Origin of the sequence: Lentzea sp. NPDC058450 (assembly GCF_042721395.1) — a bacterium.
GTDB lineage: Bacteria > Actinomycetota > Actinomycetes > Mycobacteriales > Pseudonocardiaceae > Lentzea.
Map to the genome: position 1 here is coordinate 47,633 of NZ_JBHXLO010000035.1, position 23,820 is coordinate 71,452.

The 23,820-nt window shown below is 68.7% G+C and carries 24 protein-coding genes; 9 read left to right on the forward strand and 15 right to left on the reverse strand.

The features are described from left to right. Window positions 1-5 precede the first annotated feature (5 nt). A complete protein-coding gene (gene pptA, locus ACFWNN_RS37635) occupies window positions 6-230 on the reverse strand; it encodes a tautomerase PptA (RefSeq protein WP_382444730.1) in 225 nt (74 codons plus the stop codon). A 10-nt stretch (window positions 231-240) separates the two neighbouring features. Continuing rightward, on the reverse strand, window positions 241-4,101 hold the full coding sequence (locus tag ACFWNN_RS37640; RefSeq protein ID WP_382444731.1) for an amino acid adenylation domain-containing protein: 3,861 nt from the start codon (window positions 4,099-4,101) through the stop codon (window positions 241-243). A 253-nt stretch (window positions 4,102-4,354) separates the two neighbouring features. Here ACFWNN_RS37640 and ACFWNN_RS37645 point away from each other — a divergent pair, with 253 nt between their 5' ends. From ACFWNN_RS37645 to ACFWNN_RS37660, 4 genes are read left to right on the forward strand one after another with little or no spacing between them, the layout of a single operon-like run. Further along, complete coding sequence (locus ACFWNN_RS37645; RefSeq protein WP_382444788.1) at window positions 4,355-5,002, forward strand: ABC transporter permease; 648 nt, start codon at window positions 4,355-4,357, stop codon at window positions 5,000-5,002. Next, window positions 4,995-6,110, forward strand: a complete 1,116-nt coding sequence (locus ACFWNN_RS37650; RefSeq protein WP_382444732.1) for an ABC transporter ATP-binding protein — start codon at window positions 4,995-4,997, stop codon at window positions 6,108-6,110. The genes ACFWNN_RS37645 and ACFWNN_RS37650 overlap by 8 nt, the downstream gene beginning before the upstream one ends. Next, window positions 6,107-6,841, forward strand: coding sequence for an ABC transporter permease (locus ACFWNN_RS37655; protein ID WP_382444733.1), 735 nt, complete (start codon window positions 6,107-6,109; stop codon window positions 6,839-6,841). The genes ACFWNN_RS37650 and ACFWNN_RS37655 overlap by 4 nt, the downstream gene beginning before the upstream one ends. Beyond that, the gene (locus tag ACFWNN_RS37660) at window positions 6,838-7,791 is read left to right on the forward strand and encodes a glycine betaine ABC transporter substrate-binding protein (protein WP_382444734.1); all 954 of its coding nucleotides are present in this window, start codon (window positions 6,838-6,840) and stop codon (window positions 7,789-7,791) included. The genes ACFWNN_RS37655 and ACFWNN_RS37660 overlap by 4 nt, the downstream gene beginning before the upstream one ends. On the opposite strand, the gene ACFWNN_RS37665 is transcribed toward ACFWNN_RS37660, so the two are convergent. Both ACFWNN_RS37665 and ACFWNN_RS37670 read right to left on the reverse strand, forming a co-directional pair. Beyond that, window positions 7,775-8,200, reverse strand: a complete 426-nt coding sequence (locus ACFWNN_RS37665) for an acyl-CoA thioesterase (RefSeq protein ID WP_382444735.1) — start codon at window positions 8,198-8,200, stop codon at window positions 7,775-7,777. The genes ACFWNN_RS37660 and ACFWNN_RS37665 overlap by 17 nt on opposite strands. Next, window positions 8,197-8,715, reverse strand: a complete 519-nt coding sequence (locus ACFWNN_RS37670) for a hypothetical protein (protein WP_382444736.1) — start codon at window positions 8,713-8,715, stop codon at window positions 8,197-8,199. The genes ACFWNN_RS37665 and ACFWNN_RS37670 overlap by 4 nt, the downstream gene beginning before the upstream one ends. A gap of 133 nt (window positions 8,716-8,848) precedes the next feature. Between ACFWNN_RS37670 and ACFWNN_RS37675 the strand changes: the two genes are divergently transcribed. Next, window positions 8,849-9,382, forward strand: a complete 534-nt coding sequence (locus ACFWNN_RS37675; protein ID WP_382444737.1) for a hypothetical protein — start codon at window positions 8,849-8,851, stop codon at window positions 9,380-9,382. On the opposite strand, the gene ACFWNN_RS37680 is transcribed toward ACFWNN_RS37675, so the two are convergent. Continuing rightward, the gene (locus ACFWNN_RS37680; RefSeq protein ID WP_382444738.1) at window positions 9,368-9,661 is read right to left on the reverse strand and encodes a SelT/SelW/SelH family protein; all 294 of its coding nucleotides are present in this window, start codon (window positions 9,659-9,661) and stop codon (window positions 9,368-9,370) included. The two genes, ACFWNN_RS37675 and ACFWNN_RS37680, sit on opposite strands and share 15 nt — an antisense overlap. Continuing rightward, window positions 9,658-10,536 carry a helix-turn-helix domain-containing protein gene (locus ACFWNN_RS37685; protein ID WP_382444739.1) on the reverse strand — a complete coding sequence of 293 codons (879 nt, stop codon included), beginning with the start codon at window positions 10,534-10,536 and terminating at the stop codon, window positions 9,658-9,660. The genes ACFWNN_RS37680 and ACFWNN_RS37685 overlap by 4 nt, the downstream gene beginning before the upstream one ends. 144 nt (window positions 10,537-10,680) lie before the next feature. Between ACFWNN_RS37685 and ACFWNN_RS37690 the strand changes: the two genes are divergently transcribed. After that, window positions 10,681-11,721, forward strand: a complete 1,041-nt coding sequence (locus ACFWNN_RS37690; RefSeq protein WP_382444740.1) for an NAD(P)-dependent alcohol dehydrogenase — start codon at window positions 10,681-10,683, stop codon at window positions 11,719-11,721. On the opposite strand, the gene ACFWNN_RS37695 is transcribed toward ACFWNN_RS37690, so the two are convergent. After that, window positions 11,688-12,110 carry a MerR family transcriptional regulator gene (locus tag ACFWNN_RS37695; RefSeq protein ID WP_382444741.1) on the reverse strand — a complete coding sequence of 141 codons (423 nt, stop codon included), beginning with the start codon at window positions 12,108-12,110 and terminating at the stop codon, window positions 11,688-11,690. The two genes, ACFWNN_RS37690 and ACFWNN_RS37695, sit on opposite strands and share 34 nt — an antisense overlap. Window positions 12,111-12,169: 59 nt before the next feature. Between ACFWNN_RS37695 and ACFWNN_RS37700 the strand changes: the two genes are divergently transcribed. After that, the gene (locus tag ACFWNN_RS37700) at window positions 12,170-13,213 is read left to right on the forward strand and encodes an alkene reductase (RefSeq protein ID WP_382444742.1); all 1,044 of its coding nucleotides are present in this window, start codon (window positions 12,170-12,172) and stop codon (window positions 13,211-13,213) included. Here ACFWNN_RS37700 and ACFWNN_RS37705 read toward each other — a convergent pair. After that, window positions 13,204-13,791, reverse strand: a complete 588-nt coding sequence (locus tag ACFWNN_RS37705; RefSeq protein ID WP_382444743.1) for a TetR/AcrR family transcriptional regulator — start codon at window positions 13,789-13,791, stop codon at window positions 13,204-13,206. The genes ACFWNN_RS37700 and ACFWNN_RS37705 overlap by 10 nt on opposite strands. Before the next feature lie 95 nt (window positions 13,792-13,886). Here ACFWNN_RS37705 and ACFWNN_RS37710 point away from each other — a divergent pair, with 95 nt between their 5' ends. Together ACFWNN_RS37710 and ACFWNN_RS37715 are read left to right on the forward strand one after the other, a co-directional pair. Beyond that, window positions 13,887-14,264, forward strand: coding sequence for a nuclear transport factor 2 family protein (locus tag ACFWNN_RS37710; protein WP_382444744.1), 378 nt, complete (start codon window positions 13,887-13,889; stop codon window positions 14,262-14,264). Beyond that, window positions 14,261-15,064 carry an ergot alkaloid biosynthesis protein gene (locus tag ACFWNN_RS37715; protein ID WP_382444745.1) on the forward strand — a complete coding sequence of 268 codons (804 nt, stop codon included), beginning with the start codon at window positions 14,261-14,263 and terminating at the stop codon, window positions 15,062-15,064. Before ACFWNN_RS37710 ends, ACFWNN_RS37715 begins: the two co-directional genes overlap by 4 nt. Here the strand turns inward: ACFWNN_RS37715 and ACFWNN_RS37720 are convergent. The 7 genes from ACFWNN_RS37720 to ACFWNN_RS37750 are packed head-to-tail and all read right to left on the reverse strand — an operon-like array spanning window position 15,036 to window position 23,594. Further along, window positions 15,036-16,352, reverse strand: coding sequence for a hypothetical protein (locus ACFWNN_RS37720; RefSeq protein WP_382444746.1), 1,317 nt, complete (start codon window positions 16,350-16,352; stop codon window positions 15,036-15,038). The two genes, ACFWNN_RS37715 and ACFWNN_RS37720, sit on opposite strands and share 29 nt — an antisense overlap. Window positions 16,353-16,401: 49 nt before the next feature. Then, entirely contained in the window at window positions 16,402-17,904 is a 1,503-nt protein-coding gene (locus ACFWNN_RS37725) for a beta-xylosidase (protein ID WP_382444747.1), read from the reverse strand. A gap of 16 nt (window positions 17,905-17,920) precedes the next feature. Then, entirely contained in the window at window positions 17,921-19,744 is a 1,824-nt protein-coding gene (locus tag ACFWNN_RS37730; protein WP_382444748.1) for an HtaA domain-containing protein, read from the reverse strand. Then, window positions 19,737-20,780, reverse strand: a complete 1,044-nt coding sequence (locus ACFWNN_RS37735; RefSeq protein ID WP_382444749.1) for a hypothetical protein — start codon at window positions 20,778-20,780, stop codon at window positions 19,737-19,739. The genes ACFWNN_RS37730 and ACFWNN_RS37735 overlap by 8 nt, the downstream gene beginning before the upstream one ends. Then, a complete protein-coding gene (locus ACFWNN_RS37740; RefSeq protein WP_382444750.1) occupies window positions 20,777-21,538 on the reverse strand; it encodes a heme ABC transporter ATP-binding protein in 762 nt (253 codons plus the stop codon). The genes ACFWNN_RS37735 and ACFWNN_RS37740 overlap by 4 nt, the downstream gene beginning before the upstream one ends. Further along, the gene (locus tag ACFWNN_RS37745; protein WP_382444751.1) at window positions 21,535-22,539 is read right to left on the reverse strand and encodes a FecCD family ABC transporter permease; all 1,005 of its coding nucleotides are present in this window, start codon (window positions 22,537-22,539) and stop codon (window positions 21,535-21,537) included. Before ACFWNN_RS37745 ends, ACFWNN_RS37740 begins: the two co-directional genes overlap by 4 nt. Further along, a complete protein-coding gene (locus ACFWNN_RS37750) occupies window positions 22,536-23,594 on the reverse strand; it encodes a hemin ABC transporter substrate-binding protein (protein ID WP_382444752.1) in 1,059 nt (352 codons plus the stop codon). The genes ACFWNN_RS37745 and ACFWNN_RS37750 overlap by 4 nt, the downstream gene beginning before the upstream one ends. Window positions 23,595-23,820 lie beyond the last annotated feature (226 nt).

Genomic DNA, 23,820 nt, shown 5'->3' on the forward strand with positions numbered 1-23,820 from the left:
GCACCTCAGTAGCTCGGGGTCTTGTGCAGGAGGTGTTTCCGTTCCACGATCTCCGGCGCGTAGACCTGGTCCTGCCACGCCGCCGGCTCGACCGGTTCGAGGGCGATGGACACGACGTCCTCCTTGCAGCCGAACGCCTTCGTCACCGCCTCGGTGATGGCCGAGACCAGTTCGGACGCCTGCTCCTCGTTGAGCACGGCAGGGAAGTGCTTGATGCTGACGTGTGGCATCGGGTCCTCCTCACGACCGGCCGGCGATGGCGAGCGTGACGGCCTTCGTGACGGCCGCGATCAGCTCGGCCATCTGCGCGTCCGACAGCAGCACCGGCACCTGAGCGACCTCCTGCTCCACGATCGCCTGCTGCCGCATCGACGCCAGCAGCTCGTCGATGTCGGGCTCGCGCAGCAGGCTGTAGTGGTCGGCCTCCAGCTCCACGACGGTCGGCTCGGTGATCGAGAAGCCCTCGCTGCCCTCGATGAACGAGTAGTCGTCGCCCTGCGCCTTGAAGATGGTGAGCGGCGCCGTGATGGTGCGTTCGGCCAGCTCGCTGAAGGTGTACTTGAAGGAGAACGTCTCGGTGACGATCTTGATGATCCGCCGCACCAGCTCGCTGTCGAGGTCGCGCATCTCCGCGCTGATGAACGCGGCGAAGCTGTCCTCGTCCTTCGCGATCTCCAGGCATTGCTGGAGACGCGGGTCGGTGATGCTGCCGGCGAACACCGAGAAGAGGATCGTGACGAACGCGCTGTTGGCGTACGAGGCCTCGTCGCTGTCCCGCTCCGACCGCACCTTCGGTGATCCCGGCGCGATCAGGTAGAGGTTCTCGACCTGCTCGCCGGCCTGTTCGAGCTGGTAGGCCGTCTCGAACGCGACCCGCGCGCCGAAGGAGTAGCCCCACAGCGTGTACGGGCCCTCCGGCTGGACCTTCTTGATCGCCTCGATGTCGGCGGCGGCCATCTCGCGGATGGTGCCGTACGGCGTCTCGCCCTCGTTGATGCCGTGCGCCTGCACGCCGTAGAACGGGCGCTCCGAACGACTGGCGAGCGTGCGCAGGTTCATCGGGTAGCCGCCGAGACCGGGCCAGCAGAACACCGGCACGTCGTCCCCGTTGGGCTGCAACGGGACCAGCCGGGAGATCGGGCCCTCGTGCAGGCCGTCGACGCGGCGGGAGAGCTGCTCGATCGTCGGCGACTCGAAGAGCACCTGGAGCGGCAGGCTCGTGCCGAAGTCCTTGTTGATGCGGTTGACCAGGCCGACCGCGATCAGCGAGTTGCCGCCGGTCTCGAAGAAGTCGTCGTGCGTCGAGACGGTCTCGCGCTTCATCAGCTTCTTCCACATCTCGCTGATGCGGCGCTCGGTGAGGGTGCGCGGCGCGACGAACGGCCGGTCCTGGTCGTCGACGTTCGTCTTGTCGGACGCCTCCAGGGCCTTGACGTCGATCTTGCCGTTCGCGGAGAGCGGCAGGGCGTCGAGGACCACGACCTTGTTCGGGATCATGTAGTCCGGCAGGAAGTTCACCAGGTCGTCCCGGATCAGCTCGGCCGGGCCCTTCATGTGGACGACGTCCTCCTTCATGCCCGGGCTGCGGCGCTGGTCGTAGGAGACCTTGCCGCCCAGGAAGAAGTACGACGGTCCGGACTCCTGACCGAGGTCGTTCAGGATGCCGTTGATGCGCTTGGCCGACGGCAGGTCGTTCTCCGACTTGGAGCTGTAACCCGACGACATGAAGCCGAGGTCGACGTCGTTGGCGGACAACCGGTGCATGGTCCGGCCGAGGTCGACGTAGCGGCGCCAGTCCTCGGTGGACCGGCTGACCGCGGTGACGCCGAAGCTCGCCCGCTCGTACACGGCCTGGTTGATGGCGATGACGTGCTTGCGCAGCACCAGTTCGTCGGACACCCGCTCGAACTCGCCGTCGGCGTACCGGTACTGGCCGCCGGGCAGGTTCGTGACGCGGCCGGGGTGCGTCTGGACGTAGACGTCGACGTCGTCCTCGCGGAGGCCGGTGTAGGCGCACAGCTCGAACGTGCCGAGGTAGTAGTCCTCGTCGGAGACGTCCAGCCGGTCCTTGGTCTCCGGGGTGTGCGCGGAGGCCTGGACGTCGAGGCCGTAGCCGGGCAGGACCTCCTCGAAGAGCCCGATCATGTGACCGGTCTCGATCTCCAGCACTTCCTGGATGTTGTTGAGGTACACGGCCTCGATGGCGGCCTTGCGCCCGATGAAGTGCAGCTTGGCCTTGGCCTCGAAGCTCTCCGGCAGCTCCTGGATCAGCACGAGCTGGTGGCGCAGCGGGTGGTAGTAGTACAGCCCGGCTGGCAGCCCCGCGATGTGGTGCAGTTCGAGGTGCAGCTGCGTGGCGTAGAGCGACCCCGGTGACGCGTAGCCGTACTTGGGCAGCAGCCGCTGGTCGCTGAAGTGCGCGCCGAAGTACCGCAGGATCTCGCCCAGCTCGGCGAAGTGGATGCTCTTCGGGTCCTTCGACCCCGCGCCGATCGGCTTGCGTTCGAGCAGCCGCACGAGGTCCGCGTCCGTGACCTGACCGCCCTCGTAGAAGCGGTAGGACTTGCGGCTGAACACGACTTTGCGTTGCAGGCAGCTGGCTTCCTCGCCGGGCAGCTCGAAGCTCTGCCGTCCGCCGAGGTCGTCGCGCACGCCGGGGTTCGACAGCTGCGCCCGCACCTGCAGGCGGCTCGACTTCGACTGGTGGTGCGCGCCCGCGTTGCCCTGGTCCATCAGGGCGGCTTCCTTGGGGTTCAGCTCGACGCACGCGATGAGGTTCTGGAACCCGGTGCGCTCGTCCTCCTTGACGATCACCGCGGCGTTGCGCACCCAGTCGTGCGTCTCTATCGCCAGCCGGATCTCGTCCAGCTCCACCCGGTACCCGCGCAGCTTCACCTGGCTGTCCGCGCGTCCGGCGAACTGCACGGTGCCGTCGAGGTTCTGCGTGACGAGGTCGCCGGTGCGGAACATGCCGTCCACGAACCGTTCCTCGGTCAGCTCCGGCTGGTGCAGGTAGCCGCGGGCGACCTGGACGCCGCCGATGTACAGCTCACCGATCTCGCCCGGCGTGACGAGGTCGCGGTTCTCGTCGAGCACCAGGTAGGTGGTGTTCGCGACGGGAAGCCCGATGGAGATGGACTTCGGGGCCTCGGCGAGCTCCGCCGGGTCGACCACGTGGCTGGACGAGTTGATCGTCGTTTCCGTGGGGCCGTAGAGGTTGATGAGCCGGACGTTCGGCATGTCCTGCACGAACGCCTGCGCGAGGGTTCGGGAAAGCGCTTCCCCGCCGCTGAAGACCTGCTTGAGGCTCGTGACGGTGTGGAACTCCTCGGTGTCGATCAGCGCCTGGAGCAGTGTGGGCACGCACTGCAGCGTGGTGACGCCCTGCTCGCGCATGGTCTCGATCAGCATCTCGGGGTCGCGGTAGATGCCGGGGCGACCCATGACGACGGTGCTGCCGACGGCCGGGGCGAGGATCTCCCACTGGGCCGCGTCGAAGCTCATCGGCGTCTTCTGGACCACCCGCTTGGTGCCGTCGATGGCGTGCGCGTCGTGCAGCCACAGCATCTGGTTGACGATGCTGCGGTGCTCGATCATCACGCCCTTGGGACGGCCCGTGCTGCCCGAGGTGTAGATGATGTAGGCGAGGCTGGTGTGGGACGGGGAGAAGCCGTCGTCGAACGCCTCGTCGCAGTCGTCCAGGGTGACGATCCTCGTCGTGGGCGGCGCGAGCTCCTGCAGGCGCTGCTTGAGTTCGCGTTGCGTGACGACGACCTTGGTGCGCGAGTCCTCGATCATGTAGCGGAGGCGCTCTTCCGGGTACTCCGGGCTCAGCGGGAGGTAGGCACCGCCGGCGCACAGGATGCCCCAGGCGCCCACGACGAGGTCGAGTGACGGCTCGACGAACATGCCCACGCAGTCGTCCTCGGTGATGCCCAGTCTGCGGAGGTGGGTGGCGAGGGCGGAGCTCTGCTCGAAGAGCTCGCCGTAGGTGATGCTCTCCGCGCCGAAGACCACGGCCGTGCGATCGGGGTGTTCCTCGACCTGCTTGCGCAGCAGGTCGGGAAGGCACCCGCCGTCCACTTCAGCTTCGTGCGACATCTCAGAAATCCCCCAAGCGGTCAGCAGGCGTGGGTGGGTGCGGGACGTTTCTCGTTTGTTGAAGAACGTATGAGCTTTGGCTCGAAACCCGGTGGAGTGACCCAGCCGCTGAACGGACGACGAGGTGTACCAGAAGTCGCTCGAGGCAGGTTTGAAACTCGTCCATTCGGGTACATGCTTTGGTGGCGAATGGTTGCCCCACTGTCCACAGTGGTGTTGGGTGGACGCCAACTTCGAGGGCGGGGCCACGAGGATGAATGTGCTGGAGTACGTGGTCGATCGATGGGATCGGCTGTCTTTGCAGGCGTTTTTGCACGTCAGTGCCGTTGTGCAGTGCACCGTGCTGGCGGCTGTGCTCGGTGTGCTGATCGGCGTCGCGGTGTATCGCAGTCCGGCCGGATCCGCGCTGGCCACGGCGTTGGCGAGCACGATTTTGACGGTGCCGTCGTTCGCGTTGCTGGCGTTGTTGATTCCGGTGTTCGGGCTCGGCGCGGACACGACGGTGGTGGCGTTGGTGCTGTACGCGCTGTTGCCGATCGTGCGCAACACGATCGTCGGACTGGCCGGAGTGGACCCTGCGGTGAGTGATGCCGCCAGAGGTATCGGAATGAGCAGATTCGGTGTGCTCACCAGAGTCGAGTTGCGGTTGGCGTGGCCCGCGATTCTGGCCGGAATGCGCGTTGCCACGCAGATGCTCATGGGGATCGCGGTCATCGCGGCCTATGCGAAGGGTCCCGGGCTGGGGTCCGAGGTGTTCTCCGGACTGGCCAACGCCGGGAGCGCGAATTCAATGAACCAGGCGCTCACCGGCACGGTCGGTGTGGTGATCCTGGCGCTGTTGCTGGACGGCGTTTACGTGTTGGTCAACCGTTTCACCGTGTCGAGGGGCGTCCGTGGCTGAAAAAGGCATTGAGATCGAGCTCGACCACGTGACCAAGCGGTACGCGGGGCAGAAGGCGGCGGCGGTCGACGACTTCTCCATGGTCGTGCCCGCCGGGCAGATCGTGGTGTTCGTGGGGCCGTCGGGGTGTGGCAAGACGACGACCATGCGGATGATCAACCGGTTGATCGAGCCGACTTCCGGGAAGATCACCATCGGTGGCGAGGACGCGCTGCAGATCGACCCTGATGACCTGCGCAGGCGGGTCGGGTACGCGATTCAGCAGGCCGGGTTGTTCCCCCACTTCACGGTCGCGCAGAACATCGGGATCGTGCCCGGGTTGCTGGGGTGGGACAAGAAGAGGACGGCCGCGCGGGTCGAGGAGATGATGGATCTCGTCGGGCTCGATCCCGGCGAGTTCGGGTCCAGGTTCCCCCGGCAGCTGTCCGGCGGGCAGCAGCAACGGGTCGGGGTCGCGCGGGCGCTGGCCGCCGATCCGCCGGTGTTGCTGATGGACGAGCCGTTCGGTGCGGTCGACCCGATCACCCGCGGCCACCTGCAGGACGAGCTCCTCCGACTGCAGAACGAGCTGCGCAAGACGATCGTGTTCGTGACGCACGACTTCGACGAGGCCGTGAAGCTCGGCGACAAGATCGCCGTGCTCGGCGACCGGTCCACGATCCTGCAGTACGACACGCCCGACGCGATCCTGGCCAACCCCGCGGACGACACGGTGGCCGGGTTCGTGGGCGCCGGGGCGTCGCTCAAGGCGTTGACGCTCATGCGAGTGCGTGACGTCGAGCTGGGGCAGGCGGTCACGGTCCGGGTGGACGCCGATCCGTCCACTGTGGAGGCCGGGGACGCGAAGTTCGTGCTGGTGCTCGACCGGCGCGACCGGCCGGTGCGGTGGGTGCGGGTGAACGACCTGCGGCGCGCCACGTCGCTGGAACGCGTCGGGCAGCCGGTGCAGGACATGGTGTCGTTGCAGTCGACGTTGCGGGACGCGCTGGAGGCCATCGTCAACGAAGGCGGCCGGGCGATCGTCACGGGTGGTCGTGGCGAGTACGTCGGCACGGTCGACCTGTCGACGGTGACCGAGGTCGTGCAGCAGCTGAGGTCGAACGCATGACGGCCGAGCGGATCCGGTTCTGGGCGCAACCGCTGGCGGTGCTGCTGATCGTCGGCGGCGTGCTGGTGTGGGTGTTCAGCGGCGAGCTGACCGCGACCGAGAAGAGCACGCTGAACGCCAAGTCGTTGTTCACGGCGCTGTACGACCACCTGATGATGACGGTCGTGGTGACGCTGATCGTGGTGGCCGTGGCGGTGCCGGCGGGCATCCTCGCCACGCGGACGTGGGCGCGCTGGCTGGCGCCGGTGCTGCTGGCGATCGCGAACGTCGGGCAGGCCGCGCCCGCGCTCGGCGTGCTGGTGCTGTGGTTCCTGGTCACCGGCGCGTCCGGCGGGCTGTGGGTGGCCGCGTTGCCGCTCGCGTTCTACTCGCTGCTTCCCGTGCTGCGCAACACGATCGTCGGCATCCAGCAGGTCGATCCGTCCCTTGTGGACGCCGGGCGCGGCATCGGCATGTCGGCCTCCGGTGTGCTGTGGCGCGTGGAGTTCCCGCTCGCCACGCCGTTGATCCTCGCCGGCCTGCGCACGTCGCTGGTGCTGGCGGTCGGCACGGCCACGTTCGGGCTGTTCGTGAACGCCGGCGGTTTCGGGTTGCTGATCGATACCGGCTACAAGCTGAACCTGATGAAGGTCCTGGTCACCGGCTCGGCACTGGCGGCGGGACTCGCGCTGCTGGTCGACTGGGCGGGCGCGGTCATGGAGCACTGGTTCGGCCCCAAGGGGGTCAGGTGAAGAGGCTGCTGCTGGTCGCGTTGCTGGTCCTGTCCGGCTGCGGCCTGGACGTCAACAGCGCGTTGCCGTACAAGGTGTTGCCCGGCTCGATCAAACCGGATCAGGCGTTGCACGGCGTCGAGATCACCGTGGGGTCCAAGGACTTCACCGAGAACATCCTGCTCGGCTACATGGCCGAGATGGCGTTGTCCGCCGCGGGCGCCGACGTCATCGACCTCACCGACCTCAAGGGCTCGCAGACCGCGCGGCAGGCCCTGCTCAACGCCGAGGTCGACGTCACCTGGGAGTACACCGGCACCGGCTGGATCAACTACCAGGGCAACGAACTGCCGGTCACCGGCGGCGAGCAGGCCCAGTACGAGGCCACGAAGAAGGCGGACCTGGAGCAGTTCGGCGTCGAGTGGCTCGCCTACTCGCCGCTCAACGACCAGTACGCGTTCGCCGTCACCGAGGCCTACGGCGAGCAGCACGGCCTGAAGACCACGTCGGACATGGCCGCGTTCCTCACCCAGAACCCGGACCAGGCGGTGTTCTGCCTGGAGACCGAGTTCACCAGCCGCCAGGACGGCTTCCCCGCCGCCCAACGGGTCTACGGCTTCCCGACCACCGAGGTGAAGAACTTCGGCATCGGCACGATCTACTCGGCCATCGCGGGCGGCACGTGCCCGATCGGCGAGGTGTTCACAACCGACGGCCGCATCGCCGCGCAGAAGCTCCGCGTGCTGGAGGACGACAAGAAGGCGTTCCCCCAGTACAACGTGGCGCCGACGGTGCGGGCCGAGTTCCTGAAGCGGTACCCGCAGATCCGCGGGCCGCTGGAGGAGGTCAGCGCCGCGCTGACGAACGAGCAGATGATCGAGCTGTGCCGTCAGGTGGACGTGGACGGCAAGGACGCGGGCGAGGTGGCCCGCGACTGGATGGTGTCGAAGGGGTTCATCTCGACGGCCTGATCGGCCGCACCTCGCCGAGCGCCGCCACCAGCTCCTCCGGAAGCGCGATGGTGCCGTGCCCGTCCGCGGACACGGTGGCGTAGACGAGCCCACCACTGCACACGGTCTCCCCGTCCCGGCGGAACGCGAAGTCGAGCGTGAAGCTCCTGGTCCCGATCCGGGACGGGGAGACCAGGATCTCGGCGACGTCGCGCAGCTTCACACCCGCGGCGAAGTCGAGGTCCACGTGCACGACGTGCGCGTCGAACCCCATGTCACGCCACCCGTCATAGGGCAGGCCGCGGTCGGTGAAGAACGCGGCCATCGCCTCGTCGACGTGCCCCAGGTACCACATGTTGAACATGACGCCCTGGCCGTCGATCTCGTAGAACCGGGGCGTGAACGAGTAACCGGACCACACGTCGTTCATCGCATCGCCCGTCCGACCGGCGGTAGCACGGACACCATCGACGCCGCGAGCCACAGCATCAGTGCGATCCCCGGCACGATGATCAGCGTGCCGCCGTGGTTGATCGTCAGCCGCACCACCGCGAACACGTAGTACGCGACCACCAGGAACCCGAGTCCGGCGAGCACCCAGCGCGCGAACCCGAGCCGTGCGAACAGCAGGGCGGCGCACAGCAGCACCACACCGCCGGCGACGTAGGTGGCGACGATCGCCGGGTCGCCGTTGCCGATGACGTCACGGCCGAACGCGAGCCCGAGCAACGCGACGGCGGCCTCCGGGGTCTGCCGGACGCCCTTGCCGTCGGCGGAGTTGAGGCCCGCCAGCACGAAGCACAGCACGGCGACGGCCAGCCACAGTCCACCCGCGAGGAACGCCGGCGCGATGCTCGGCCGCAACGGCTGCCGCCCCCAGCCGGGCGGTGGACCGTACCCCGGCCCGTGTCCCTGCGTCGCCTGCCAACCCTGGTTCGGATGCACGGCCGTCACGATACGAGCCACGAGCCCAGGCCGCAGGGAATTCGCAGAAGGCCCAGTGCGGCAGGCGTTTTGCCCGATTGACCCCGGCGGGGCGGCGCGAGAGGTTGAGGAAAACCGAAGGGGGAGAACCGAAATGCGCGCGATTCTGGCGGTACTACTGGCACTCAGCGGCGTCGTGATCGGGGTCGGACCGGCGAGCGCCGCCGGCCCGTGCTCCGTCAGCAACACGAGAACGACCCCGGGCGGGCACCTGGTCAAGCTGCACTGCTCCAGCCCCACCGCGTTCATCGACGGCTTCGGCTCCACGGTCGGCGACGCGAACCGGGAAGGCCTGCTGCTGCGGCAGTTCCAGAACAACGGCGGACCGCTGTGCAGCGGGTTCCTGAGCAGCCCGGTCACGGGCGGGTACGAGTTCAAGCTGAACTGCACGAGCCCGACCTCGTTCGTGGACGCCTACGGCACCACGCTGACCGACGCGGCACGGGAAGCCCGGCTGCTCAAGGAGATCGCGCCGGGACGGTACTGCTCGCACGACTTCATCCGCGCCGTCCCGGGCGGTTACAAGATCGATGCGAGCTGCACCAAGCCGACGATCTTCTTCGAGGGTGTCGGCGCGACCGTGACGCAGGCGGCCGAGAACGCCCGGCTGGCGTCAGGAATCGGCTGAGCTCTTGCGATCGGTGTGGCCCAGTGAACGTTCTGGCGCCACCCGGTCGCGCACGAGCTGCTTGAGCACGGCGAGGTCCGGGAAGCCGTCCCGCTCCTTGCGCGACCACAGGGTCTCGCCGTCGAGCCGCACGTCGAACACGCCGCCGGTGCCGGGGATCAGCGCGACCTCGCCCAGTTCCGAGACGAACGTCGTCAGCAGCTCCTGAGCCGTCCAGCCCGCCCGCAGCAGCCAGCGGCACTGCGTGCAGTACTCGATCTCCAGACGCGGTGTCCTCATGCCTGAGTCTTAGCAGACACCCGCGTCGCGTCCGTGCCCCAGTTCGCCAGCAGCTGCAACGCCTCGGCGGACGCGGTGCCGGGCTCGGCGTGGTAGGTGCTCAGGAACAGGTCGGGTTCGCTCGGCATCCGCAACGTCTCGTAGGACAACGTCATGTCGCCGACCAGCGGGTGCCGGAACACCTTGGTGCCGAACGACTTCTCCTTGACGTCGTGCCGCGCCCAGAGTTGGCGGAACAGCTCGCTCTTGAGCGACAGCTCGCCGATCAGCTCGGTCATCTCCGGGTCGTTCTGGAAGCAGCCGGCGTCCATCCGCAGGAATCCCACGATGTCGGCGGCCTTGCTCTCCCAGTTGACGAAGAGGCTCTGGCACGTGGGGTCAAGGAAGATCAGCCGCGCCCAGTTCCGCTCGCGCGGTGCCAGCCGGCTCCAGTCGCCGAACAACGCCGCCGCCATCGGGTTCCAGGCGTAGATGTCGGTGCGCCGCCCGCCGATGTAGGCGGGCACGGTGACGGTGTCGAGCAGGTTCTTCAACGCCGGCCGGACCTCGCGGGTGTGGTTCTTCCGCTTCTTCCTGCTGGTCGTGTCGTACGGGCACGCCGTGAGGTTGCGCAGGTGCGTGTACTCCGTGTCGGTGAGCCGCAACGCGCGGGCGATCGAGTCCAGCACCTCGTCCGAGACGTTGCGGCCGTTGCCCTGCTCCAGACGCGTGTAGTAGGCCACGGACACGCCCGCGAGCTGCGCCAGCTCCTCCCGGCGCAGGCCGGGCACGCGGCGGGTGCGGCCGTACCGCGGCAGGCCGACGTCGTCGGGGGACAGCCGCGCCCGGCGGCTGCGCAGGAACTCGCTCAGCTCGGTGCGCGGGTCTACGTCCATGCCCCCGAGTATCCCCGGACCTGCGGATCTGTGCCTGCTACTGCCAGTGGTAGGCACACCGGACGTACGAAAACCAGGTGGCTGGGTAGCCCTCGCGAACCGGAGCAGTGTCGTTCTCGACACCGAATCCGAGGAGAGACCACGATGAGCACCGTCGCTGCCTACGCCGCTCCCGCACCCAAGGCACCGCTGGAGCGCACCACCATCGAGCGTCGCGCGGTCGGCGCCCACGACGTCCTGATCGACATCAAGTTCGCCGGCATCTGCCACTCCGACATCCACCAGGTCAACGAGGGCTGGGGCCAGGCCATCTTCCCGATGGTTCCCGGGCACGAGATCGCGGGCGTCGTCTCCGAGGTCGGCTCCGAGGTGACGAGGTACGCCGTGGGCGACCGCGTCGGCGTCGGCTGCTTCGTCGACTCGTGCCGCGAGTGCGACTACTGCCTGCGCGGCCTGGAGCAGTACTGCGCCAAGGGCAACGTGCAGACCTACAACGCCACCGACTACAACGGCGAAGTCACCTACGGCGGCTACTCGAAGCAGCTCGTCGTGGACGAGAACTACGCCGTGCGCATCCCGGACGCGTTGCCGCTGGACGTGGCCGCGCCGTTGCTGTGCGCGGGCATCACGCTGTACTCGCCGCTGAAGAACTGGAACGTCGGCCCCGACACCAAGGTCGCGATCGTCGGCCTCGGTGGTCTCGGCCACATGGGCGTCAAGATCGCCGTCGCGCTCGGCGCCGAGGTGACTGTGCTGTCGCAGTCGTTGCGCAAGAAGGAGGAAGGGCTCCGGCTCGGCGCCCACGACTTCCGCGCCACCAACGACCCGGCGACGTTCGCCGAGCTCAGGGGCAAGTTCGACGTGATCGTGTCGACGGTCTCGGCGCCGCTCGACTTCAGCGCCTACCTGTCGCTGCTGCGGACCGAGGGCACGCTGGTCAACGTCGGTGCGCCGGAGGAGCCGGTCTCGCTGAACCTGTTCAGCCTGATCGGTCAGCGCAAGACGCTCGCCGGGTCCCAGATCGGCGGCATCGCGGAGACCCAGGAGATGCTGGACTTCTGCGCCGAGCACGGCCTGGGCGCCGACATCGAGCTGATCGACGCATCCGAGATCAACACCGCCTACGACCGCGTGCTGTCGAGCGACGTGCGCTACCGGTTCGTCATCGACACCGCGACGATCTGATCGGGGTCGAGCACGGCCTTGCTGCCCGTGCAGGGCGTGCCCGTCTCGTGGCTCGACACGGCTCCCTCGATGACCGTGTCGAGCCGCAGCAGCGTCTCCTGCAGCTCCTCGATCTGCTTCACCACCGACGACCGGTGGCCGCGCAGCTTGGCCAGGACCTGCGGAGACGCGATGCCGGTGACCATGCACGGCAGCATCTCCAGGATCGCCGCGCTGGTGATCCCGGCGGCGTAGAGCTGCTGGATCAGCTTCACGCGGTCGACGGCGTTCTCGGCATAGCGCCGTTGGCCGCTCCCGCTGCGTTCGGCGGTGAGAAGGCCCTGTTCTTCGTAGTAGCGCAACGCGCGCACGCTCACGCCCGTGCGTTCCGCCAACTCACCGATCCGCATGAGACCTCCGCCACAAAAGCTACCTCTGACGTCAATGTCAGGTTTCTAGCCTAGACGGCATGCTTCTCACCAGCTACCGCCTCGGGAACCTGACCCTGCCGAACCGCCTCGTGATGGCGCCGATGACCCGCGCACGGGCCGTTGACGGCAAACCGACGGCCGAGACGGCCACCTACTACGCCCAGCGCGCCACCGCCGGGCTCATCGTCACCGAAGGCACGCACCCCAACGCCGTCGGCCAGGCCGGACCGTTCATGCCGGGCGTCCACGACGACGCGCAGGTCGAGGCCTGGCGCGTGGTCACCGACGCCGTGCACGCCAACGGCGGCCGGATCTTCGCCCAGCTCATGCACGGCGGCCGGATCGGGCACGTGGACGTCGCCGGGCACCACCCCGTGGGTCCGTCGGCGATCGCGGCCGGGACCGAGGTGTTCACCCCGTCCGGCATGGCGCCGGCGCCCGTTCCGCGTGCGCTGTCGACCGCGGAGGTCGGTGAGCAGGTCCAGGCGTTCGGGGACGCGGCGCGGCGGGCCGTCGAAGCCGGGTTCGACGGCGTGGAGCTGCACGGCGCCAACGGGTACCTGATCCAGCAGTTCCTGTCGTCCAGCGCGAACGAGCGGACCGACCGGTACGGCGGCTCCGGCCGCATCCGGTTCGCCGTGGAGGCCGTCGAAGCGGCGGTGGACGCCATCGGGGCGGACCGCGTCGGCATCCGGCTCTCACCCGGCGGCGAGATCCAGGGGATCGTCGAGGACGACGTGCCCGCGCTCTACGGGTCGTTGCTGAAGGCGTTGCCGGACATCGCCTACGTCCACGTGCTGGCCACCGCGGACGACGAGGTGCTGATGGGGCTGCGCAAGGCGTGGCCGACCGCGTTCATCCTCAACCCCGGCGGCCAGATCGGGCCGGTCGAGAGCACGTTCGAGCAGGGGGAGCGGTGGCTCGCCAACGGCGCCGACCTGATCAGCTACGGCCGCGCGTTCCTCGGCAACCCCGACCTGGTCGAACGGTTCCGGCTCGGGCTGCCGCTGGTGAGCACCGAGCGTGAGACGTGGTTCTCCGCGCCGTCCGGATACGTCGACTACCCCAGCTATCAGCACTGAAGCGCGCGCACCAGGTGGTCGACGAGCCGGTCGAGGTAGTCGGGTTCGACCTCGGCGCGGCGCACGGACAACCGCCAGTAGACGGGGGCCGCGACCAGGTCGAGGGCGATCTCGAAGTCCAGGCCGGCCGGTAGTTCGCCGCGGTCGACCGCGCGTCGCAGGGTCGTGGCGCCGAGCGCGCGCCGGGGTTCGCCGATCGTCGCCGCGATCGCCTCGGACAACGCCGGGTTCCGGACGGCCTCGGCGGTGAGGTCGGGCAGGATCGTGGCGAACCGCGGGTGCGTCAGCCAGTCGTGCACGGCCTTGACGGTGGCGTGCAGGTCGCCGCGCAACGACCCCGTGTCCGGCACCTCGGCCAGCGGCACGGAGAACTCCGACAGGGCCGCGACCACCATGTCCTGCTTGGACGGCCAGCGCCGGTACAGCGCGCTCTTGCCGACCTCGGCGCGTTTCGCGACCGCCTCCATCGACAGCCTCGCGTAGCCGTGCAGGGCGAGCTCCTCGAAGACGGCCTCGGTGATCGCCTGCGTCACCTGGGGCTGCAGCACGGCGGCGCCGGTGGGGGTGCGCTTGGTCATGGCGCACATCATAGGACTGGACGAGACGGTCCCGTTCCGTCTAACTTTGGACGGGACGGGACCGTCTCGTCCACTTCGTTTCGGAGGAGTTCTCCGTGGACCTCATCCCGAGGGCACTGCAACTGCTGCTGGACAAGGACATGATCGGGTTCGCCGGCCTGTGGGCCGAGGACGGCGTGATGGAGTTCCCGTTCGCCCCACCCGGCTGGCCCGCGCGGCTGGAGGGCCGTGCCGCGATCGAGGACTACCTGCGCGACTACCCGAAGATGCTCGACATCAGGGCGTTCCCGAAGCAGGTCGTGCACGAGACCCCGGACGTGCTCGTGGCCGAGTTCGACGCCGAGGGCGTGGTGGTCGCGACCGGAAAGCCTTACCGGGCCTCGTACATCGCGGTGATCACCGTCCAGAACGGCGAGATCGTGCACTACCGCGACTACTGGAACCCGCTGCTCGCCCAGGAGCTGGCGGCATGAGCGTGCTGATCATCGGAGGTACCGGCACGACCGGCAGCCGGCTCGCGTCGTTGCTGCCCGAAGCCCGCATCGGGACCAGGAAGCCGAGGCGGGACAACGATGTCAGATTCGACTGGGACGACCCCACGACGTTTGAAGCCGCGCTGGACGGGATAGAAAAGATCTACCTGATCCCCCCGATCGGGGTCGTGGACCCCCTTCCGGTGGTCGAGTCGCTGCTGGCTCAAGCGCGGCTCGTGCGGCGAGTGGTACTGCTGAGCTCGTCCGCGGTGCCGGAGAGCGCCTCGGGGATGGGCGCTCTCCCGGCACTGGTGCGCGCGCTGCCGGAATGGGCCGTGCTGCGCCCGTCCTGGTTCATGCAGAACTTCACCGGCGACCACCCGGTGGCGGCGGGCGTGCTGGCCGGCGAGATCGTCACGGCCACCGGTGACGGCCGGGTGGGGTTCGTGGACGCCGCCGACATCGCCGCCGTGGCCGCGCGGGCGTTGACCGATCCGTTGCCGCACAACGCGGACCACGTGCTGACCGGCCCGGAGGCGTTGAGCTACGCCGACGCCGCCGCGATCATCACCGACGTCACGGGCAGGCCCGTGCGGCACCGCTCGGTGAGCACGGCCGAGCTGACCGATCGGATTTCCGCCGGCCTGCCCAGGGATTTCGCGGTGGTGCTGGCCGGGCTCGACGAGGACATCCGCGGTGGGGCGGAGGATCGGGTCACCACGACCGTCGCGGACGTGACGGGCAGGCCGCCGACGTCGTTCCGGGAGTTCGTCAGCGAATCGACGCGCACGGAACGATGAAGAACCAGTCCTGAGGCTCGTGCTCCAGCCGTGCTTCCGTTGCCCCGGCCGCACATTCGGCCCGAGCACGCGCGAGGCTGTCGTCCCACTCGATGCCGGTCAGCACGGTCCGCGGCACCCGGAAGTGGGAGAAGATGCTGACCACCACGAGGAACCCGACCAGGTACCGGCTGCCGACGACCACCACGCGTTCCCAGGTCTTCTGCGGCGTCGCGTCCAGCCCCACGAAGATCGCGGTGAACAGGAACAGGCACGGCGCGATGCTGTACCGCTGGCCCGCCATCACGACGTCCGGCGCCTGCACCTGCAGGACCTGCGCCCAGTTCAGCACCAGGCACGCCACGATCAGCACGACGCTGTACGCGACGGCGACCAGGGCGAGCGTCCGGCCCGCCCGGTCGCCGAACCGCAGCGCCGCCGCGATCGGCACGGCCGCGACCAGCAGCGCGGCGAGGATCACGAAGTTGCCCTGCGCCGGGTAGAAGTCGGTGACGCGTTCCGAGCCCGTGAACGCCACCACGGGCACCCGCAGCAGGCTCGCCAGCAACACCTGCACCGGGTCGACCGGGTCGTGCGAGTACGGCGCGCGGTCGGCGAACAGCATCGTGACGCCCTGCACGACCAGCGCGCCGAGGAACGCGATCGGCACTTCCTTGCGTGACTGGAAAAGCCGCACCACCGCGATCGGCGCCAGGATGAACACCAACGGGCTGGTCAGCGCCGACAACACCACGAACAACGCGACCGGCACGCGCGGAGCGTTGCGCCACAACAACGCCCAGAAGACGCCGTAGAGCAGGAACCAGTGCAGGTTCGTGACGTTGTTCAGCGTCTCGGAGTTGCCCGCCGGCAGCACGATCACGAGCGCCGCGAGCGCGAACCGCATCGGCGTGGACTTCAGGTACGCCTTCGAAGCGGCGAACGTGATCAGCGCGACCAGTGCCCGCAGGATCGCCGCGCAGATCGCGAAGCCCGCCGCCGTCCACTCGATCGGCAGCAGCGCCACGACCTGCGCGACCAGGCGCGGGAAGGCGTGCAGGTACCCGCCGTACGGGTCGACGAGGTTCGTGAGGACGGGGGAGCGCACCGCGTCGACCATGAACCGGGCGCCGTCCTCGGCCCACAGGTGGTCGAGGCGGGACCAGCCGGCCGGGATGAGCAGCAGGAACGCCACCGAGGCCACGAACCCGGCGGACAGGCCCAGCCAGGTCAGTTCGTGCCGCGGTTCGTCCGGCACCGGCATCACGCTGTCCGCGAGTGCCCTCGGCCGTTGCACCGTGATTGCCACCAGTCGGTCCCCCGTGTCCGATTTCGACCCTCGGGGAGAACGTAACGGGTCAGCGCCGGACGAGATCCGGCAGGCGTTCGTACTTGGCCCACTGGTCCATGGACACCGGCGTGATCTGCGACGAGTTCAGGGTCGCGACCTGCGCCGATCCGACGACCCACAGCTTGTCGCCGAGCAGCAGCCCGACCTCGCCGTCCGGGTTCGTGACGGCAGGCGCGCCCGCCGGGACGGTGACCGCGAGCTTGAGCGAGTCGACGCCCTGCGGACGGGTGGCGAGCACGCCGCGCGCGAACTTCTCGGCCACCGAACGGCGTTCGAACCGCATCACGTTGGTGCCTACGACGACGTCGAGCGTGCGTTCCGGGGACGGCACCGCGTAGCCGTTGAGGACCTTCGCCTCCGCCGCCGTCGCGCAGCCCTTGATGCCGACCGCGTCCATGCCGAAGTGGGCGATGTCCGTCGGCCCGGCCGGGCCCTCGACGGTGCCGCGCAGCACGTCGATCGCGACGCGGCCGCACGGGTCCTTGGGGTCGACCGGCGCGTGGCCCTCGGGGGTGCGCAGCAGGCCGGGGCCCTCCTTCCAGGGCCCGCCGATCGTCACGGGCTCGAAGGGGTGCCGGGTGAAGTCCTTGTTCCAGAACGTGATGGTCGTGCCGGCGTCGGTCTCGTGGGCGATGGCGAACGACGAGACCGCCTCGATCCACATCCAGTCCGCGCTGAACGCCTCGACGACCGACCGGGTGCGCGGCTGGTTGTTCGACGTCACGGCCTTGAAGCCCTGCTTGCCGAGCGACTCGACGCCCTTGGTGAACGTCGGGTCCTTCGAGCGCAGCACGTACTGGCCGGCGCCGTTCTGGTGCGAGGCGAGGCCGGTGGTGTCGGTGAACATCAGGTACACCCAGCCGTCGACGTAGACGGCCGACTGCTGACCGGCGCCGTAGGTGTTCTCGCGGAAGTTGTCACCGGCGGGCGCGACGATCGACTGACCGCCGTTCTCCCTGGTCCAGGAGATGCCGTCCTTGCTGGAGGCGACGCCGACCGAGCTGCCGTTCGCGTGGTTGTCCCGCGCCGCGCCGGTGTAATAGAGGTAGTAGGTGTCGCCGACCTTGATCAGCGACGGGTCGCACGTGTGGATCGCGTCGAAGCTGCCGCCGCTGCCCGAGAACACCGGAACGGCCGTCGTGAACGGTCCACCGACGGCCGGTCCCTCGCTGTAGAGGATGTCGTCGCCACCGGGTGGCGCCGCGCTCAGCTGGCTGCACCACCACGCCCGCACCCGGCCGTTCTCGAGCATCACGGCGGGCGCGTAGTTGTACGGCGCGTCCCCGGACCCGGCGAGCACGGTCCCACCGCTCTGCCGGCCGTTCTCGGTGGTGAGGTTGATCTTGTCCCTGGGGGGTGCCGCGGGCGGTGCCTTCTTCGTTGACGTGGGCTTCTGCTCGTCCAGAGGCTTCCCGACCGGGTCGCCGACCGCCGCATTCGTGCACGCCGTGACCGCACTGACCAGCGCGAGCGCAGCGAGTAACGCGAGAGGTCGACGACTTAGGGGCACCCACCCATCATAGTGATCAAGTCCTCCGTCCGGGTGAAGTCGTCACGAGGAGGACGATTCCGCTGCCCAGCAGCACAATTCCCAGTGCGAGGGCCACCAGGGGAGACGCACCGGTGTTCGCGAGCCCCTGCGGCCGGAACGCGAGCGGCGGCACGAGGTCCTGCGGGGCCTGCGGCGGCTGAACAGCCGGACCTGGCTGGTCGGGCAGCTGCGCGCAGGACGAACCCAGCGTGAGCGTGAGGTCGTCGAGCTTGTCACCGGCACCGTAGAAGCCCGCGAACGCCTCGGAGTTCGTCAGCGTGGCCCTGACCCCTGTGACGGTGAGCACACCGGCGTTGTCGCTGGTCGTGGCCTTGCTGAGGTCCAGGTCGGCGAGGTCGACGCCGGTCAGCTTCGTCGGCTTGCCGGGCGTCTGGCCGCTGGTCTGGAGCTCGACGTCCGCCTTCAGCTTGCCGGTGGAGTTCTGGACCGCGACCTTCGGGTTGCTGAGCTGGATCGTGAAGAAGTGGGCCGGGTAGCTGAACGTGATCGTGCCCCGGAACTGCACCTCGAACCGGTTCTTGTCCGTGAACTGGGCCTGGTCGAACGCGTACTGGTGCGCGCCGGTGGTCACGCCGTTGGCGTTCGGGGTGGCGTCCTGGTCGGTGACGACGGCGCCGTTCGTGCCGGTGATGCTGTTGCCGCTGCCCTTGCCGATGTAGTCGCGGAAGCTCTTCTTGAAGCCCCACAGCACCGTGCCCTTGTCGACCTGCGTCGCTTCGCAGCCCTTGGCCTTGACCGTGTAGGTGGCTGTGGCGGTGCGCTTGCTCGTGTGGCCGGTGGCCGTGACGGTGTGCTGTCCGGGTGCCTTGGTGGTCCGCGCCTCTGCCTGGACGCTGCCCTCCGCGTTCGTGGTGAACGTGCCGAGGTCGTCGAGGCTGACCTGCTCGTTCCCGCCGAAACCCGTTGCGGTGAAGGAGAGCGTGCCGTTCTGCTCGATCTCGGACTGCTTGAGCGTGAGGGTGGGCGCGGCGACCGGGTACGTGAGGGTCGCGGTGGTGGCCGGAGGTGCGCCGTTGAGAGCTCTGGTCGCCTCTTCGGTGAGGGTGAGTTCGGCCTGGAGCGTGGCGTTGTTGCCGTTGTACGCAGGCTGTCCTTCGTACGTGGCGAACTTCGTGGTGACGCCGTTGAGGTCGACCGTCAGCGTCTTCTTCGCGAGGTCGACCGACGGCTTGGTGATGCGTGTCGTCGCGAAGTCGTTCCTGCCTTTGAACGTCTTGACGTTCTGGGTGCTGGTCGCGAGCGGCCAGGTGTGGTTGATCGCGCCGTCGCTCGGCGTACCGCTGCCGTCGGCCGTGACCTTCCAGCTCAGGCTGCCTTCGGTCGGCCTCGACGGTGACGTGATCCCGTTGAACTGCAACGGGATCACGAGGTCTCTGGTCGTGTCCGCGCTGTCCCAGCTGAAGATCATCAGGTAGAGCTGTTCCGCGGCCGCGCTGAACTCCTCGCTGCCGACCTTGTAGCTCGCCCTGACCGTGGGGGTGGCCTGCCAGGTGCCGTCGGCCTTGAGGTTGATCCCGACCGCCCAGTTCTCCTTGAGCAGCTTGGAGTACTGGCTGGTGGTGGTCGTCCTGTCACGCCACCCGTCCCGCTTCGGCCCGACCCGGACACCCCACCCCTTGCCGTCGTTGGCCCTGGGGTCGAACCCGGTGCCGCTGATGGTGATCTTCTCGCCGTCCGGGCTCAACCCGCTGACGTTGGGCGAGACCGTCACCGAAGGCGTCATCGCCTCCTGCGCGGCCACCGGTGTGGCCGTCACGAGTGCGGCGGCCACCGCCACCACCGCGAATGTCCTACGCATTCCTGCCCCTCCTGAACCACAGCCACCACACGAGACCTGCCGCGAGCAGCACGGCAGCGCCGATACCGCCTCCGATGAGCCAGCCGGGCCGTTCGTCCGGACCGGCCTGTGCCGCGGGCAGAACCTCAGGCTGAGTCGTGGTTTCCGTTGTCGTTGTTGTTGTGGTGGTGGTCGTCGGGACAGCCGTTGTCGTCGTTGTGGGAACCTGGGTGGTGGTCGTGTTCTGCTGTGCCGGCGGGTTCGGCTGGGTCGGCTGGTTCGGCACCGCGAATCTGATCGGCGTGAACGTCTCGTTGTTCGCGTTCACGACCCCGTGCGCGCCGATCGTGATGACACCGCACGTGACCTTGGTGCAGTCCACTTCGGACACAGCCCCGTCCCGCCCAGCCGTCTTGAACCTGGCCCCAGGCACGTTCAGCTGCGCGCTCCACGACCCGTCCGCGTTCACCACCCCGTTGGCCGCCTGCTCGGTCTCACCACCGGGAAAGGAGATGAACCGCTGATACCCGTTGTTGTCCTTGGCTTCGCGATCCTGCACGTACCGCATCGTGGTGCCGGACGCGCCACCCTGGCTGGGCCGCCACTGCTCCGACACCCACCCGAAGAACACGTAGATGCCGCCATAACCGTTCTTGACGGACTGAAACCCGCTGCCGCGCAACGACAACGTGGTCGCGTACTCGGGATCGGCACTGGCCGGCGTCGCCGCCACCCGAGCCCCCTGCGCCTGAACCGGCGGCGCCACGAAGACCAGCGCCGTCAATGCCGCCAGACCAACAACCTCCGCACGCGCCACGCCCGCAGCCAGAACCGCCCGCGCCGCCCGCCCGACCGACATTGCCTGCGCCGCTCGCCTGGCTTGCGTTGCCCGGACCACCAGCGCTGCTCGCCCGGCCAGCGTTGCCTGCACCGCCGACGCTGCGCGCCCGGTCCGCGTTGCCTGCTTCCCTTGCGCCGCAAGCTTTCGCAGGGGTCCCCTCCAGGGGGTCCCCTTGCTTTTATTCTTCCAGGCGGCACCGACAATTTTCGGCGTCATGCTTCCCCTCTCCACGGCAGCACGACCGGCCGCCCCGTCTGCGGATGCGCCAGCACCTCGACCCGGTGCCGGTACACCTCGCTCAGCAACCCCTCCGTCAGCACGTCGCCCGGCGGCCCGTCCGCGACGATCGACCCCTCGGCCATCACCGCCACCCGGTCCGCGTGCGCCCCGGCCATCCCGAGGTCGTGCAGCACCACCAGCACCGCGTCACCCCGTTCCGCCTGCGCCCGCGCGGTTCGCAGCACCAGTTCCGAGTGCCGGATGTCGAGCGCGGCCGTAGGTTCGTCGAGCAACAGCACCCCGGCCTGTTGGGCGAGCACGCGCGCCAGGGCGGCGCGGGCCTGTTCGCCGCCGGACAACGTCGTGAACTTCCGGTCGGCGAACGCCGTCATCTCGGTCTGCTCCATGACCGACGCGACCACGCCCTCGTCGTCGTCCCACGGCGCGCGGCCCATCCGCACCACCTCGGCGACGGTGAACGGGAACGACAGCGTGATCCGTTGCAGCAGAACGGCCCTGCGCCGGGCGGTCTCGCGCGCGGACCACTCGTCGAGCGGCTTGCCGTCGAGCCACACCGAACCCGCGTCCGGGCGCACGTCGCCCGCGAGCACCGCCAGCGCCGTGGACTTGCCCGCGCCGTTCGGGCCCACCAACGCCAGCACCTCGCCGGAGGTCACCGTGAGGTTCAGGTCGCGCAGGATCTCCGCGCCGCCGAGGCGCACCGACACGTTCTCGCAGAACATCTCCGGCTTCATGCCCAACCACCTGCTTGCTGCCGTGTTCGGCGCAGCAGCCAGAAGAAGAACGGGCCACCGACGAGTGCGGTCAGCATGCCGATCGGCAGGTCCACGAACGTGATCACGCCGCGTGCGCCCAGGTCCGCGGCGACGAGCAGCAGTGCGCCGCCCAACGCGCTGGCCGGCAGCAGGACTCGGTGGCCGGGGCCCACGATCATGCGGATCAGGTGCGGCACCACGAGTCCGACGAACCCGATCACGCCGGTGAACGACACCGCGGCCGACACCATCAGCGCCACCAGCACGATCGAGCCCAGCCGCAGCAGCTCGACGTTCACGCCGAGGTGCCGTGCCGGACGTTCGCCCAGCGCCAGCAGGTCGAGTCGGCGGGAGAGGACGGCGGCGAACGCGATGCCCGCCACCGCGAGCGGCAGCACCGTCCAGACGTAGCTCCAGCGGGCGCCGGCGATGCTGCCGAGCTGCCAGAACACGATCTGTTCGCGTGCCTGCTGGTCGCCGAGGAATGTCAGGAACGCGATCCCCGCGCCCGCCACCGCGTTCACCGCGACGCCGGTCAGGATCAGCGTGACGACCTCGGTGCGCCCACCCGACCGCGCGAACGCGTACACGAGCAGCGTCGCGACCAGCCCGAACGCGAAGGCGACGACCGGAGTCGTGAACTGGCCGAGGAAGCTCAGCTGGAACACGATCGTCAGGCACGCGCCGACGGCCGCGCCGCTCGAGACGCCGACGACGCTGGGCTCCGCGAGCGGGTTGCCGAACACGCCCTGCATCAAAGCGCCCGCGACGCCGAGCACGGCGCCGACGACGATCGACATGACCACGCGCGGGAACCGGACGTTCCACAGCGTCGCCTCGGCCATGGGGTCGGCCGACGGGCTGCCGAACAGCGACGCGAAGACATCGTTGACAGGGATCGGGAACTGGCCGATGGACGCCGACAGCAGCACGGCCCCGAACAGCAGGGCGGCAAGCGTCACGAAGAGCAGTGACCTCACGTGTACAGCGCCCTGGCCAGACCGTCGATCACCGAGGCGGTAAGCGGTCCGAAGCTCAGCACCTGGTAGTCGTTCATGTCGACGACCCGGCGCTTCTGCCCGGCGGGCGTCTGCGCGACACCGGGCACGCCGACCATGCCGTCGACCCCGCCGACCGACTGAAGTCCCTTGGACATCACCAGAATGACGTCGGGCGCCGCCTTCGACAACGCTTCGGGGTTGATCGGCTTCGAGCCCTGCAATCCGACCTCGGTGGCGACGTCGACCCCGCCGACCGCGGTGATCAGCTCGTCGGCGCCGGTGCCCTGACCGAACATCTGGTAGACGCCGGACTGGCCGCGGACGTAGAGGAACACGATCCGCAGCTCCGACCCGTTCGCGAGCCGCTGGGCCGTGATCTTGGCCTTCTCGATCTCGACGGTTGTGCGGTAGGCGAGCTTCTCGCCTTCTCCGGGCACGCCAAGGGCGTCGGCGACCTGCTTGATCAGATCGCCGACGTTGTTGACGGCCCGGCGCGAGTCCGTGACCACGACGGGGATGCCGGAGTCCCTGAGCTGCAACACCACGTCCCACGGGCCGAGCGTGGTGTCGGTGATCACGACGGTCGGCCGCAGCGCGAGGATCGCCTCCGCGTTGAGCTGGTGACCGTTCGTCGTGACGAGCGGAAGTTGTGCGGCAGCAGGGAAACCGGTCGAGGTATCGCGCCCGACCATGTTCTTGCCGAGGCCCAGTCCGAAGACCGTCGCGCCGAGCGTGCCGTACATGTCGAACGCGAGAATCCGGTCGGCGCTGGTCACCGTGACCTCGGTGTCCTGTGCGTCTGTGATCGTCGTGGGCAGCACCGGACGCGCGTCGCCGGTGATCGGCACGACGTCCGGCACCGCCACCGTCGCGGTGCTGGGACCGGACTTCTGGCGCGGATCCTGCAACGGTTCCAGCTGCTCGAGCGGTGTTCTGCCGGGATCACCCGGCGGCACCGACGGCGCGGTGCGGTGCGCCGGTCCGGTACATCCCGCGACCAACGCGACCGTGATCACAGCCACCCAGATTCTCACTCTTTGAACTTAACTTAGCCTTACCTAACCGTCTAGGGTGGTGGTCCCACCACATCCGAGTTCCTATTCACACCAAGGACGAGTGATGGCAAGGAAAATCCTGGCAATGGCGGCCGTCGCGGCTGCTCTCGTGACCACCGCCGTGCCCGCCGCGGCCGTTGGGGGGGGGGCGGGCCGCCCCCCCCCCCCCCGCATCCGCACCCACACCCCCCCCCGCGGGGTGGGC

Bases quoted from the DNA above. Each gene is read 5' to 3' on its own strand.
- ACFWNN_RS37690 (WP_382444740.1), top strand. From the start codon at position 10,681: ATGAGCACCGTCGCTGCCTACGCCGCTCCCGCACCCAAGGCACCGCTG.
- ACFWNN_RS37645 (WP_382444788.1), top strand. From the start codon at position 4,355: ATGAATGTGCTGGAGTACGTGGTCGATCGATGGGATCGGCTGTCTTTG.
- ACFWNN_RS37740 (WP_382444750.1), bottom strand. From the start codon at position 21,538: ATGAAGCCGGAGATGTTCTGCGAGAACGTGTCGGTGCGCCTCGGCGGC.
- ACFWNN_RS37655 (WP_382444733.1), top strand. From the start codon at position 6,107: ATGACGGCCGAGCGGATCCGGTTCTGGGCGCAACCGCTGGCGGTGCTG.
- ACFWNN_RS37700 (WP_382444742.1), top strand. From the start codon at position 12,170: ATGCTTCTCACCAGCTACCGCCTCGGGAACCTGACCCTGCCGAACCGC.
- ACFWNN_RS37695 (WP_382444741.1), bottom strand. From the start codon at position 12,110: ATGCGGATCGGTGAGTTGGCGGAACGCACGGGCGTGAGCGTGCGCGCG.
- pptA (WP_382444730.1), bottom strand. From the start codon at position 230: ATGCCACACGTCAGCATCAAGCACTTCCCTGCCGTGCTCAACGAGGAG.
- ACFWNN_RS37675 (WP_382444737.1), top strand. From the start codon at position 8,849: ATGCGCGCGATTCTGGCGGTACTACTGGCACTCAGCGGCGTCGTGATC.
- ACFWNN_RS37730 (WP_382444748.1), bottom strand. From the start codon at position 19,744: ATGCGTAGGACATTCGCGGTGGTGGCGGTGGCCGCCGCACTCGTGACG.
- ACFWNN_RS37680 (WP_382444738.1), bottom strand. From the start codon at position 9,661: ATGAGGACACCGCGTCTGGAGATCGAGTACTGCACGCAGTGCCGCTGG.
- ACFWNN_RS37705 (WP_382444743.1), bottom strand. From the start codon at position 13,791: ATGACCAAGCGCACCCCCACCGGCGCCGCCGTGCTGCAGCCCCAGGTG.
- ACFWNN_RS37640 (WP_382444731.1), bottom strand. From the start codon at position 4,101: ATGTCGCACGAAGCTGAAGTGGACGGCGGGTGCCTTCCCGACCTGCTG.
- ACFWNN_RS37735 (WP_382444749.1), bottom strand. From the start codon at position 20,780: ATGACGCCGAAAATTGTCGGTGCCGCCTGGAAGAATAAAAGCAAGGGG.
- ACFWNN_RS37685 (WP_382444739.1), bottom strand. From the start codon at position 10,536: ATGGACGTAGACCCGCGCACCGAGCTGAGCGAGTTCCTGCGCAGCCGC.
- ACFWNN_RS37715 (WP_382444745.1), top strand. From the start codon at position 14,261: ATGAGCGTGCTGATCATCGGAGGTACCGGCACGACCGGCAGCCGGCTC.
- ACFWNN_RS37665 (WP_382444735.1), bottom strand. From the start codon at position 8,200: ATGAACGACGTGTGGTCCGGTTACTCGTTCACGCCCCGGTTCTACGAG.